This is a genomic window from Pectobacterium atrosepticum (assembly GCF_000740965.1).
Taxonomy (GTDB): Bacteria; Pseudomonadota; Gammaproteobacteria; order Enterobacterales; family Enterobacteriaceae; genus Pectobacterium; species Pectobacterium atrosepticum.
In genome coordinates this window covers 1,806,351-1,819,728 of the sequence record NZ_CP009125.1, presented here as the reverse complement: position 1 = coordinate 1,819,728, position 13,378 = coordinate 1,806,351, and the positions used below count along the sequence as shown (strand labels likewise).

Annotated in this window: 12 protein-coding genes and 1 pseudogene; 6 read left to right on the top strand and 7 right to left on the bottom strand. The window is 48.7% G+C overall.

Going from position 1 to position 13,378, the window contains the following annotated elements; all coding sequences use genetic code 11:
- Positions 1-334: 334 nt before the first annotated feature.
- Positions 335-1,873 (top strand): cryptochrome/photolyase family protein, encoded by a 1,539-nt coding sequence (locus GZ59_RS07800; protein ID WP_039291065.1) that lies wholly within the window; start codon positions 335-337, stop codon positions 1,871-1,873.
- Between the two features lie 12 nt (positions 1,874-1,885).
- Positions 1,886-2,035: pseudogene (locus tag GZ59_RS23995) on the top strand (DUF2256 domain-containing protein); the annotation flags it as partial.
- Between the two features lie 1,304 nt (positions 2,036-3,339).
- Here GZ59_RS23995 and GZ59_RS07795 read toward each other — a convergent pair.
- The 6 genes from GZ59_RS07795 to GZ59_RS07770 all read right to left on the bottom strand — a co-directional run bounded on the left by GZ59_RS07795 (position 3,340) and on the right by GZ59_RS07770 (position 7,762).
- Positions 3,340-3,585, bottom strand: coding sequence for a YmjA family protein (locus tag GZ59_RS07795; protein WP_039291063.1), 246 nt, complete (start codon positions 3,583-3,585; stop codon positions 3,340-3,342).
- A gap of 132 nt (positions 3,586-3,717) precedes the next feature.
- On the bottom strand, positions 3,718-4,200 hold the full coding sequence (locus tag GZ59_RS07790) for a cold-shock protein (RefSeq protein WP_039291061.1): 483 nt from the start codon (positions 4,198-4,200) through the stop codon (positions 3,718-3,720).
- Positions 4,201-4,389: 189 nt separating this feature from the next.
- Complete coding sequence (locus GZ59_RS07785) at positions 4,390-5,280, bottom strand: oxidoreductase (protein ID WP_039291058.1); 891 nt, start codon at positions 5,278-5,280, stop codon at positions 4,390-4,392.
- A 159-nt stretch (positions 5,281-5,439) separates the two neighbouring features.
- Positions 5,440-5,979: a DUF2058 domain-containing protein gene (locus GZ59_RS07780; RefSeq protein ID WP_011093157.1), complete on the bottom strand. Its 540-nt coding sequence runs from the start codon at positions 5,977-5,979 to the stop codon at positions 5,440-5,442.
- A gap of 365 nt (positions 5,980-6,344) precedes the next feature.
- Complete coding sequence (locus GZ59_RS07775) at positions 6,345-6,968, bottom strand: hypothetical protein (protein ID WP_011093156.1); 624 nt, start codon at positions 6,966-6,968, stop codon at positions 6,345-6,347.
- A 332-nt stretch (positions 6,969-7,300) separates the two neighbouring features.
- Positions 7,301-7,762: a helix-turn-helix domain-containing protein gene (locus GZ59_RS07770; protein ID WP_039291056.1), complete on the bottom strand. Its 462-nt coding sequence runs from the start codon at positions 7,760-7,762 to the stop codon at positions 7,301-7,303.
- 66 nt (positions 7,763-7,828) lie between these two features.
- Between GZ59_RS07770 and GZ59_RS07765 the strand changes: the two genes are divergently transcribed.
- Both GZ59_RS07765 and GZ59_RS07760 read left to right on the top strand, forming a co-directional pair.
- Positions 7,829-9,064 carry an MFS transporter gene (locus GZ59_RS07765; protein WP_011093153.1) on the top strand — a complete coding sequence of 412 codons (1,236 nt, stop codon included), beginning with the start codon at positions 7,829-7,831 and terminating at the stop codon, positions 9,062-9,064.
- Between the two features lie 169 nt (positions 9,065-9,233).
- Positions 9,234-10,433, top strand: coding sequence for a multidrug effflux MFS transporter (locus tag GZ59_RS07760; protein WP_011093152.1), 1,200 nt, complete (start codon positions 9,234-9,236; stop codon positions 10,431-10,433).
- A 64-nt stretch (positions 10,434-10,497) separates the two neighbouring features.
- On the opposite strand, the gene GZ59_RS07755 is transcribed toward GZ59_RS07760, so the two are convergent.
- A complete protein-coding gene (locus GZ59_RS07755) occupies positions 10,498-10,848 on the bottom strand; it encodes an ArsR/SmtB family transcription factor (RefSeq protein WP_011093151.1) in 351 nt (116 codons plus the stop codon).
- A gap of 52 nt (positions 10,849-10,900) precedes the next feature.
- On the opposite strand from GZ59_RS07755, the gene GZ59_RS22730 reads away from it, so the two are divergent.
- Together GZ59_RS22730 and yghU are read left to right on the top strand one after the other, a co-directional pair.
- Positions 10,901-11,905, top strand: a complete 1,005-nt coding sequence (locus GZ59_RS22730; RefSeq protein ID WP_011093150.1) for a threonine ammonia-lyase — start codon at positions 10,901-10,903, stop codon at positions 11,903-11,905.
- 400 nt (positions 11,906-12,305) lie between these two features.
- Complete coding sequence (gene yghU, locus GZ59_RS07745) at positions 12,306-13,145, top strand: glutathione-dependent disulfide-bond oxidoreductase (protein ID WP_039291054.1); 840 nt, start codon at positions 12,306-12,308, stop codon at positions 13,143-13,145.
- The last annotated feature ends 233 nt before the right edge of the window (positions 13,146-13,378 follow it).

Genomic DNA, 13,378 nt, shown 5'->3' with positions numbered 1-13,378 from the left:
CAGGGACAATTACAGTACCCGCCTTCGTATCGACGCGTTGTGCGAGGTAAATGGCTGGATTCTCTGGTGGTTACGAGATAGCCCACAATTTTCAAGGGAGTACAAACGCTTATTTGGCCATCCACCAGCACGAGACGCAGACTTATTAAGGGAGTCATTACTCAATAATCCAGGCGATTAATCGTCAACCTTCTTTAAGCATCCTGACTAACCGAACCATTCACTTTTAGAGATCTTCTGACATACTGATTATGTCCCCTGAGAATTCCCCCCATGAAGAAAGAATGTTATCACGCTCAGAGAGCCCGTTGCCTTTACTGCAAGGTTCAATCTAATGAATAAGATCCGCCGGTTATGCCTGGTTCTGGGCGATCAGCTATCATTTGACCTCGCTTCTTTGACGGAACTGGATGCCCAACGAGATGCCGTTCTTCTGGTCGAAGTCAGGGAGGAAGCACGCCATGTCCCCCACCATCCGCAAAAAATAGTTCTCATTTTCAGTGCAATGCGCCACTTTGCCAGCGCGTTGCAGCAGCAGGGTATTGGTGTGCATTACGTTAGCTTCGATGACCCGCTCAATACCGGGTCTGTACCGAGTGAATTGATGCGCTGGCAGTCGCTGTTACAGCCTGAGGAACTGCACCTGACAGAATGCGGTGACTGGCGTCTTGAGCAGTCGCTTAAAAATTGCGGCTTGTCAATACAGTGGCATCCCGACACACGTTTTTTGTGCACGCGTGATGAGTTCTCATCCTGGGCTAAAGATAAAAAACAGTTGCGCATGGAGTTTTTCTATCGGGAGATGCGCCGCAAAAGCGGGCTGTTGATGAATATCGATGGCAGTCCGATAGGCGGCAATTGGAATTTTGATGCAGACAACCGGAAGGCTCTCCCCAAAGGCGTGGCCGCGCCCTATCCGGCACGATTTAGTGCAGATGCCATCACTCAGGAAGTGCTTCGACTGGTACGTGAACATTTTGCAAACCATTACGGTTCAATCGACGTTTTTGATTATCCGGTGACGCACGCTGATGCACAGGCGCTGTGGGATTATTTTCTTGATTATGGTCTGGCCGGATTTGGAGATTATCAGGATGCGATGGCCTGTGATGAACCCTTTCTATTCCACGCCCGTATCAGTGCCGCTCTCAATATCGGTCTACTGGATGTGCGGCAGTTATGCAGTGATGTGGGATCCGCCTATTTATCTGGCAGAATTAAGCTCAATGCGGCCGAGGGATTTATTCGCCAGCTTATAGGATGGCGTGAATATGTTCGCGGCGTTTACTGGTTGAAGATGCCTGACTATGCAGGTGGCAACGTCTTTGGTAACACCAGGTCACTGCCTGAGTTCTATTGGACCGGTAAAACGCAAATGAACTGCATGCAGCAAGCCATTGGTCAGAGTCTTGAACACGCCTATGCCCACCACATACAACGGCTGATGGTGACGGGCAATTTTGCGCTGCTCGCTGGCATTGCACCGGCTGAGATATGCGAATGGTATCTTGCCATTTATATGGATGCGTTCGACTGGGTTGAGCTACCCAACACACTCGGCATGGTAATGCACGCCGATGGGGGCTATCTGGGTTCTAAACCCTACTGCGCGAGCGGTCAGTATATAAATCGTATGTCTGACTACTGCCGCAGTTGCGTGTACAAAGTCAGTGAGAGCACTGCGGATAATGCCTGCCCCTTCAATGCGCTCTACTGGCATTTCATCATGCGACACGGCGAACTACTGCGCGGCAATCACCGCATGGGCATGACATACAAAAACCTCGATCGTTTGTCTGAATCTAAGCGGCAGGCACTCTGGCAGCGCGGCCAAATGCTGCTGGCAAAACTTGACGCTGGAGAGTCACTTTGAAAAAAAAGCGAACTTCCGACAAAAATTTGTACAGTATGCGGACTCCCGTTTAGCTGGCGGAAGAAGTGGGAAAAATGCTGGGAGGACGTGCGTAAGTGCTCTGAGCGTTGTCGGCGTCAAAAAGAGACGAAAAAACAGCACCTACAAAACAAGCAGTTATGAAATTTAAATGCCCGATTGGAACGGGTAAACGGCAGCCTGTTATTTTATTGCTGCCCGTTCAGGCACGGTAAGTCTTTCCACCGTGAAACAAGTCATCAGGAAATACGTCAGTGATGTTCTTGCTTGATGAATAAACAAGAAAGTTCTCAGAAGCCATTCCATAGAGGGTTTATATTCCTGCTGTAAATAAAAACATGTTATTAAAAACAGTATTGACAGCGTTTTCAAAATCCGTAAATTAGCTTTCAACAGCGGTTAAATGGTAGTTCGCTGTTAAGTTAATAGTATTGGTAAAGCACGAAAAGTAATTTACGATAAAAGGTTACGTAGTTTGTTGTATGGGATAACTGACGATAAGATAAGTATTTTTACGTCGGTAATGCTTCAAGGTTATGTAGTGATAATAGTTAATCGTAAATTTGTGAAGATAGCGCGACGATGTGAGGCCCTGTTTTAAGAGTTATTGTTTGCGATTGGGTAGCGTAAGTCAGTTGAGTTAATTTATCGCAACGAAAGTAAGGCCACGCATCAAATATTTTATGTCGCGAGGGGAGATGTACTTGTTTAAAGTGCCATTTATTAGTGTTATTAAGATGGCGGAATAGGTTACAAAGAAAATAGAGGGAGGATTTAGTTAGTATCAGTACCCAATATTATCTGTGATAAACGTGTACATTTAAAAGCAGTATCATTAGCAGTATCCATATTAAGTCCATTAATGTTAAATCTTAAGTCTGTAGTACCTTAAAAGCCCTGACTGCAATGGTCAGGGCTTTTATTGTATCTGTACCCCGTCCTCGTTAAATTACCTGCTGAATAAACAATCAGATGATGGATTGCATATCGGACGTGACCGATTGTTCTCTCTGCTAAAGAAACGCAGGCTGCGGGTTCCTGTCAAACTGGTGTGTCATAAAGCAACGGACAGCCATCACTCAGACCATGAAATACAATATTTTTCAGTACTTTATCAGTCAATCCAGGCAGGGTGAGGCAAAAAACTCGCTTAAGCATCAGTACAGTGGGAATAGCCAACTCAGCATAACGATGCGGCCGACCGTACGAAGACGTAGCACTCAAGCTAAATGGCGGTCATTCGGGTGGTTTTGACAGAAAGGAATGCAACCTTTAGCTCAAATATTAGCCACCTCTAGCAAAAGTAATCCCAGTAAGGAAACCAAATTTAGAGAATCCCGCTCAAGGAAACTTAAGCGGGATTTTTTAGCAGATTCTGACTGTAGGTTAAGAGCGGGACCTCGGCATAACAGCGCGAACGTTAACCCTTTCCAGATGGCCTTAATAAGCTATTCATTGCCCCATTGATTCAGGAACGTAGCTATCTCATCGATACGTCGCTCGTCGATACCGGCTTCACTGGCCATCTCTTTCTGCGCATTCTCACTGATTTCCTCGTTATTCATTAAACGGGTGATCAGCAGTTGGAAATAGCGCGCCAGGGATTCACGTTCAGACTCGCTCACCGGCTCTGCTGATTCCGTCGAATACTCATCCACGATGTCATAATATTTAAGTGATACTTCATTGTTCATAAATCGCTCCCAAGGTTGCTGGCGGAGTTTGTGAAAAAGCCGTATATCACGGCGCACTGCGGTGAGTAAGCAATGCCGAAACCTGGCTTATGCACGGCATAGGATTTCGGCATAGAGTCAGTCCGTATTGTTTCAGACCTTGAGCATTTTCACCGTGGCATCCACGTCTATCTCATCTTCCGAGAAGATTAACGTCGTTCCCTGGAAGGTGGTTATTGCCAGTTTTTTCAGTGAGCGTATTTCATCAGGCTCAGCGACTGATTTCGGTCTGATACTATTCATCAGTACCCCCACAGACAGCACCGTATTTTCTTTGTCAATGCGGGTATCGGCAGGCACTTCTTCGCTGTAAACCAGATAAGACTTGATCGACGTGAGCTTAAGGCGCTCACCCGCGATATAGATGTATTTGCTTTCCGGTACGACTTTCACAGCATAAGCTGACAAACCCTTGTTATTCGTGGTGGGTTCGAAAGTGACCGCCGCATCTTTCTTAATCAGATCAGGATTGGCGACCTTAATCACATGAAAATAACGGTTATCACCGTTTTCATCTTTGATAAATCCAAAACCTTTATCTTTAAACCAGGTTGTGATCGTTCCGTTCATCGCCATTACCGCCTACTTAATCGTTTATCTACTCAGTTTTTGCAGCGCGCAGTGTAAAGCACAATGCCTGCGCAGACTACGTCTTTGGTTTAAGTCTGGACGATAAATTTCTGGTGTGCGAGGGTCGGCCAGATGAAAGCATAAGCGACACGAAGTGAAACACTGTGGTCAGTCGTGGCAGAAGAGTTAACGGCTTCAACCTGGGCCTTCACTCCCTGCCGCCAGCAGCGGTACCAACACGTCGCTGATGGGCGTAGAAATATTATGTAAGTGACCATAACGCTGTACCACGCCGTTGCGGATATCCCACTCCAGTGGGCGGTTTGCCTGGCGGTCGGCGAGAATGGAGGTGCCTAAATCCACAGGGGCATGATGAAAACCGTCAACGATCTCCTGCGGAACGTCATCGTTCAGTACCGCACCTTCCGCACGCGCCACCGTCAGACACTCGCGCAGATAAGCCAGTGCCAGTTCAGTTATATCCCCACGTGAAAACATCCCAGCACGGCGATTAGCTAGTACCATCAGACCAGCAACCGCATTCTGCAGCAGTTTACGCCATGCGATGGAGGTAAAATCGGTCGACAGCTCAACCACGCAGCGTGTGCAACTAAGCACATCGACTACTCGTTTTGCCTGCGGCACATCCGGCAGCGTGAGGCGCGGCTTGGCGCGCAGCCAGACGGAGGCATCCGGCTCGCGCTGTGCCGGGAACCACACTACCGAAGGCAACACCTCTGCACCGTTGACAAAAGGCTCCAACAGGGTTTTCTGCTCGACACCATTTTGCAGCGCACATACTACGGTGTTTTCATCGCACAGCGCGGCCAACCAGTTTGCACTGTCAGCTACCTGAGTGGTTTTCACTGCGACAAACACCAAATCGAACGGGTGGCTGATCGCCGCAGGATTGTTCAATACCGGACCTGGCACCACAACTTCACCATCATCGTGACGCAAAATTAACTGCGGATGCGCGGTGCGCCCGCAAAGGACTGTCGTTCGGTCAACTTCATGCAATGCAGCAGCGATGGTGGTACCGATAGCACCCGGACCAATAAGAGCAATTGTGGGATGGTCTGACATCTTGTGTTCTCCTGATTTGATTAACCCATCATCAGTGTGCTGGCGGAAAAGGTATTGGCAACGACAATAACACTCTATTTTTCATCAACTGGCTGAACATAAAATCTTAATGAAAAGCCCTGAAGGGCTTTTCATACATAAGCACATGCAAAATGTTAATTACCACATCAAATCATCGGGCACTTTAAAATCGGCATACGGATCTTCTTCATCTTGATCTTCCTGACTCAGCGCACTGTTTAATACAATACTGTTCGCATCTCGCTGCGCAATTTTATCGGCTACGATCGCGGGGATAATGGCGTATTCACTCTCTCCACTGTTATCAACCACCAAACGAGCAATGGCGAGACGACCGCTAATCAGCTGAGCTTGAGTAAGCTTATCCACAACAATTTTTTTAATTAAATTCTGATCTGTGAAGTTAAAACCAACATCGCCTTTTGAAATGTTGATTCTGTTCATTTCAATGAGCTGTTTCACCTGAGCTTTATATTCTTTAGATAAAGTAGCTTGTTTTTGTTGTTCGCTTAGCTGTTTATCACGCTCAAGTTGTGCTTTTTTATTTTCTTCCACAGCCTCTCTTGCCTCACGAGCCTGAACGCGTGATTTTTTAGCCGTTCTCTGGACTTTGGCCATTTTTTTGCTGGTCACTAATCCAGCTTTTAGCATCTGCTCTTGTAAGGTGAGCTTTGTCATCTTCGTTCCTAAACCCGTTAAATAATGTGTGGGATTATACCTGTAATTTTTGAGACTGTACCAGATTGCTGGACCTGCTCTGAGTCGCTATACGTAGTCTAGACACTTCCTAGCCGTTGATAGTGCTGCTGTTCATATTCATTAAGCGACATTTGGACACTTGGGACGGAACGATCTCACCCAGCTGCTTCAGTTTTGGACTCTTCGGGATAACGTTTACCGCTCATGGGCACCTCTTTTTTAAGCAATTTTAAATGACTCCGAGGTGTCTAACAAACCCGCAACGATTCAATTCGCCTATAGAACCAAAAGGCATATTATCTATTCAACAAGGTGCCCACGTAATTATCAAAAAAACAAGGATACTAAATAATGGCACCACCCTTCATATACCATGGTTTCTGTCCCGGACAGTTTTTAACATTCAAGATTTCCACATGTTTAAGCTGTTCCCCCCCTGTACTGCCCTCAATAATCTGATAGACCCTCAGGTATTTTCTTGCTTCAACACTCTGATTATCAAAGTCAACTTTCACATAATAAAATGCTCCAGGTTGGGGTTTGAAAACTATAACGCTTTCAGACACGATTTGTTTAAGTGAAAAGAAATTATTAGTTCCCGTATCCCCAGTATAAATGACTCTTATGGCTATATTATTATTAGCACTAACCCAATACTCCTGACTGATTTTTCTCATACCCTCTACTTCTGGAATACCTATTCTTTTCTTGTCAGACAACCCTCGAAAATCAAAAGCACCGCGCGGCAAAAAACCATTACTCGCTGAATACAAATCAATACAAGCCTTCGTTTCAGGGTAAACTCTGACCTGATTGTTATCAGTGTCAAATGCAACTCCCACTTTTTTATCTCCTGTGTAATTCGTTATATTTTTATTATAGTCACGGACAGTCGAGATTGACGAACATCCTGTTAACAATAAAACACCAACCATCCCCATGAAAAATCTCAAGTAAAATACTCCCATTTAAATATAACTCCCTAAAATACCATGTATTACGTAGACTTTTCTTGCAGTCAATAACATGGTGCCACCTATAGCATATTATTAAAATCATGAATAACCAATAACCATTTTATAATAATGATTTACTTCCCAAAAGTTTTAACTAAATAACGTCTCATATTACTGATCCACTTTAGCCAGCCGTCCACTTTGTGGTTTTTATAAATGATGTCGTTACCCATTAGCAGCGTGATAGTTTCACCTGCCAGTATATGTGCAGCAACGCATTTAAAAGGTTGAAGATATGACAACTCGAATATAAACGTGAATAAGAACTCGCCCCAAACGGAGTATCAAACTTTCTTTTTCATACTTTGCGGCACTTTTCGAATGGCTGCGGTGCTCGTCTTTTCACGCATCTGGCCCCTTCGGTGCGTGACCTCAACGAGTTTCCTGAAGGTTGGGCATTCCATATGCGATGGCGCAGAACAGTCGGCGACGTGCCGCAGCGTATCACGCAATACCCGTAGCTCATGGATTTGCTGGTCGATTTCGTCAGCCTTCAGATGAAGCGCGGTACGCGGCAAATCCGGCATCCCATTTTTGTTAAACATGCCAGCGATTTCCTGAAGTGAAAACCCCGCCGATTTCCCCATCGAGATCAACCTGAGTTGCAGCAGTATGTCTTCAGAAAACTGCCGCCGGAGCCCGTGCCGGGATACCGAAGCAATCAGGCCGATATCTTCGTAATAGCGCAACGCTGAAGGCTTGATTCCGCTCTTCTCCGAGACGTCGCCAATATCCAGAAATTTCATGCTTGACCTCAAGTCGACTTTACTTTGTAGCATGCTCTGGAACTCACATTCTGACAAGGATAAAAAATGGCAATTAATAGTCTGGGCGAACCGGAGAAAAACAAACCGGGGATCACCATCACACTGGCACTGTCGATACTGTCGGCCTCGCTGGGAACGAGTATTGCCAATATTGCCCTTCCGACACTAACGGCGGTATTTTCTGCACCATTCGCACAGGTACAGGCCGTCGTCATCGCCTATCTTGCGGCCATGGCGCTTTCGGTTGTCATCGCAGGCCGCCTTGGCGATCGTTATGGACTGAAGCCCGTTTTCATTGCAGGCCTTGTGCTCTTTGCTGTCGCGTCACTGCTGTGTGCCCTTGCGCCCCATCTGTGGCAACTCATCGGGGCAAGAACACTTCAGGGGATCGGTGCAGCCTTCCTGATGACGCTCGGCATGGCACTGCTGAGGCAAACTGCCGGTGAAAAGCATGTTGGGCGCGCGATGGGGGTACTGGGAACGGTATCCGCACTGGGTACTGCGCTTGGCCCTTCTGTCGGAGGATTTATTCTTACGACAGCGGGATGGCGTAGCCTATTCTGGGTGCAGATCCCACTGGTAGCGATCGTCCTGTTTCTGGCTTTTACCCTGTTGCCAACCGCATCGGTTAAAGAGAAGGTTCTCGCTCAACGTGTATCACCCATTCGGAACCCCACGCTTTTATCGAATCTCACTATCAATGCGGCCGTCACTTCCGTCATGATGACGACGTTAATCGTCGGCCCTTACTATCTTGGTCCGGGCCTGGGCTTGAAGGAAACGCTGGTAGGGATTGTTATGGCAATTGGCCCTGCTACTGCGATTTTCTGCGGAATTCCGTCTGGGCGGCTGGTAGACACTTGGGGATTTGGTCGCGCGCTCACCGCCGGACTCTCCCTCGTGGTTACTGGCACCTTGATGCTGGCGATCTTGCCTCCTCTGCTCGGCGTCACGGGGTATATCCTTTCCGTTATTGTCCTGACGCCAGGCTACCAGCTCTTTCAGGCTGCAAATAACACTGCGACTCTTGCCGACGTTCCTGGGAACCAGCGAGGTACGGTCTCTGGTCTGCTTAACCTGTCGCGCAACATTGGGCTGATCGCCGGAGCCTCAGTCATGGGACAGGCCTTCGCGTTAGGCGTCGGAACGGAAGATTTTACCCATGCCACGCCCGCTTCCCTCGCTAACGGGATGCAACTGACCTTTTTTCTGTCTGGCGGAATGATACTTGCCGTCCTTGCATTCACCCACCTGCCAAGGTGGAAACGGGTTACCCGATAACACGCTAAACATACGCCTTTGGGATTCACGGGGGATTACATCCCCCTTTCTGCTTAAATCACCGCTGATTTATGAGTGTCATTCATAACGTCTATCCTGCAGCGCACGATTATCACTGGGCGCAATCCCGGTAAGATAATCCAAAGCATGTAAAACCAGACGGATAGATATGACTCACGTTCAAACGCGCTCAGAAAAAACTTCAGGGCTACTTTTCATTGCCATTCTCAGTGCACTGATGGCGTTTACCTCTTTATCGACGGACATCTATTTACCCGCCATGCCCATCATGGCAAAAGATTTACAAGGCGATGCAGAACTCACCATCACCGGGTTTTTAATGGGTTTTTGCATCGCGCAGCTGGTTTGGGGGCCGTTAAGCGACCATCTGGGCCGCCGCACACCGCTATTTATTGGTATGGTGTTGTTTATCATCGGATCGGTAGGCTGCGCACTGTCTACGGATATATCGCAAATGGTTTTTTGGCGTGTCTTTCAGGCGCTGGGGGCGTGTACAGGCCCTATGCTGGCCCGCGCGATGATCCGCGATCTCTTTAGTCGTACCCGTGCGGCGCAAATGCTCTCTACGTTAATCATCGTGATGGCAATTGCCCCGATTGCAGGGCCATTACTCGGCGGGCAGTTGATCAAAGTAACGTCATGGCACGCTATTTTTTGGCTGCTGGCGATTATTGGTATCATGATGCTGATTTCATTACGCTGGCTGCCCGAGACATTACCCGAAGACAGGCGGGTAAAGGCTTCTTTGCCCAGCGCCTTTCGCAACTATTATGCACTGCTGACAAACGCTAACTTCATGCGTTTCACCTTATGCCTGACGTTCTATTATGTCTCCGCCTACGCTTTTATTACTGGTTCGGCCTTCGTCTACATCACCTATTTCGGCGTCGAGCCACAGCACTACGGCTGTCTATTTGCGCTGAATATCGTCGGCGTGATGGGCATGAGCATGGTAAATCGTCGTCTGGTTCAGCGCTATCCGCTTGAGACGCTGCTTAAATTTGCCGTGCTAATCGCAACCGTCGCGTCGTTCATTCTTGCTATTGGCGCAAAACTGAATATCGGCGGAATGCCCCTGATTGTGATCTCAGTGTTTGTGTTCTTTTCGATGAACGGCATCATCGCCGCAACGTCAACTGCCGCAGCGCTTGATGCAGTGCCAAACATTGCTGGTTCGGCATCGGCATTAATCGGGGCGCTACAGTACGGCAGCGGCATTATATCTTCCCTGCTACTTGCGCTACTGAGCGATGGGACACCGTGGACGATGGCATGGATCATCGCATTGTTTACCACAGCCAGTGCGATAACAGCGCTAACTACACGCGTTACGAAATCGAGCAGTTAAATATTGCTGCCGATACCATAAATAATAAAATCAATAGCCGAAGTAAAAACAGATAGTTAACGGTTTACTCTGACGGTTTATGGTGACGCGCGGCAACCTTCGCAAGATCAGACAATACGGCGATTGCCTCGTCTAAACGCTCAGAGACGAGCTTGTAGAACACCCAGTTCTTGATGCGTTTCGATGTGACAATTCCGGCTTTCGATAGATATTGAAGATGGCCAGTGACGGTCGGTTGGCTCAGGCCAATTTTCTCAGTGATAAACCCTACACATACCCCGTCCTCAACCAAGTCGCCATCCTGCTGTTCCGGGAAATTTGCCCGAGGATTGGCCAACCATTCCAGAATGATGAGCCGCTGCTCATTGCCGAGCGCACGTAGTAGATCGGCGGCTGTCGTTGCATACTTGTTCATATAGCCAAACACCTATATAGTTATTTCCATATACAGTTGATAGGAAAATACTATGACAAGCAAATACCAAAGAGCAACCGACTCTGTAACGTTGAAAGATATTTACACGGCATCTCAGCAGATTAAAACGACGATACGCAGAACGCCGCTAGACCGCTCGCAGGAATTATCCGCTCTTGTTGGTGCAGAAATTCGGCTCAAGATGGAAAACCTCCAACAGACCGGTAGCTTCAAGTTACGTGGCGCGGCAAACGTTCTTGCCAATCTGGGTGCAGAACAACGCCGTATTGGCGTCATCGCCCCAACGGCAGGAAATCACGGATTAGGGCTCGCCTATGCCGGACAAGTGGCGGGCGTCCCCGTAACCATCTTTTTGCCACGCTCAGCAGACCCGATGAAAGTCGCGGCCATGAAAGGTTGTGGTGCCCACATTACGTTTTTTGATGACATCGAAGAAGCGAGGCAGGCGGCAATAGCAGCAGCGCAACAGTCTAGTGCTACCTTCGTTTCAGCCTACGATAATCCGCATATGATTGCTGGTGGCGGCACCGTCGGCCTTGAGATTATGGAAGACTGGATGGATGCAGAGATAATCCTGGTGAATATCGGCGGCGGCGGGCTTATTTCGGGGATTGCGACGGCAGTAAAAGCAATCAACCCCGCTATCGAAGTATGGGGGATACAAAGTGAAGTCAGCCCGACATTTGCCCGTTGGAAAGACGCCGGTGAAACGCTTCCCGTCGAACTGACTCCCTCCATCGCTGAGGGCGTTAGCGGCTATATTGAGCCCAGTGCGATGACCTGGCCGCTGGTTCGTGACCGTGTCGATCGCGTGCTCACGGTATCAGAAGTTGAAATCAAAGCCGCAATGCTGTCAATGCTCGAACTTCACCGTCATGTTGTCGAACCTTCAGGGGTGCCAGCCGTCGCGGGAGCCATTCGCTACGCGAAGGAGATTGGGGGACGTAAAACCGTCTGCGTTGTCACCGGTAGGAACATTTCGAGTTCACGTTATCTCACGCTGCTTAATGAGGCGACGGCCGGTGTAGATAAGTAGGATGTGCGAGCAAGGTCGCACGATGCAGTGATATTTAGCGTAGATAGGCCAATTGATTAAGAGTCAAATGGTCATTCAGGCATCGCGTTTTTTGGCCTGGCGGCGAGAGCGACAAATTTCGGCATGGCTTTCCGCTGGCAATGTCTTTTGGCTAACCGTGTCATTGATGATTGTGTCATTAGTCATTATTGAAACCCCAGCACACACTCGTCAACACTTTACCGTCGGTTATTAAGCCCTGACGACGATCCGCACATTGGCCGCTTTCCCTGAACAATGTGCGGTTCTCGTGTTATATCAATATGAGGTAGAGATAGAACAGAACGGTATCAGCGAGCTGCGTGAGTTTGTTATGGTGTTGGCTTAACTCGCTCTCTTTTCACGCATAAGGAGTTTTTGAATGGCTACGTCCCCAGCCTATGTGCCACCAAAAGTCTGGCAGCCCGCGTCTTCCGGCGGTGCTTTCGCCAATATTAACCGCCCGATAGCCGGTCCGACGCACGAAAAAGCCCTGCCCGTTGGCAAGCACCCGCTTCAGCTTTATTCGCTGGCGACGCCAAACGGCGTGAAAGTGACCATCATGCTGGAGGAGTTGCTGGCGCTGGGCCATTCGGGTGCCGAGTACGATGCCTGGCTGATTAAGATAGGCGATGGGGATCAGTTCTCCAGCGGATTTGTTGACGTCAACCCGAACTCAAAGATCCCCGCATTGCTTGACCAAAGCGGCGACAAGCCGATTCGCGTATTCGAGTCCGGCTCCATTCTAGTGTATCTGGCCGAGAAATTTGGTGAACTGCTGCCGAACGACCTCGCCACGCGCACTGAAACCCTGAACTGGCTCTTCTGGCAGATGGGTTCCGCCCCTTACGTTGGCGGTGGATTCGGGCACTTCTACGCCTACGCGCCGGAAAAATTTGAATACCCGATCAACCGTTTCACGATGGAAACTAAGCGCCAACTGGATGTTCTCAACCGTCGACTGGCAGAGAGCCGTTATCTGGTTGGTGATAGCTACACGATTGCTGATATTGCCGTCTGGCCGTGGTACGGCGGGCTGGTACAGAACGCGATCTACTCCGCTGGCGAGTTCCTGTCCGTACACGAGTACACGCATGTGATTCGTTGGGCCGACGAGATTGCCGCCCGTCCGGCGGTAATTCGCGGTCGGAAGGTCAACCGCACATGGGGCGAAGAGTCAGAGCAGGTCACCGAACGCCATCAGGCATCCGATCTGGATTAATCCTCCGCCGCCTGTCGATCAGCAGGCGGCATTCCGATTCACCCTTAGTGCTGATGACAGAATACAACAGTGGGCTTTCTTCACGCGAAATCGGTGAAGCGAAAGGTGCATCTACTTATAACGAACCGGGCCGCGCCTACTATGCGGGGATCACCCTCATTCTGATAGTCATACTTTTCTGACCGTTACGTTTTTCTGGTTCCCGCGTGTTCAGTAACCAGAAAGTGTGTTCT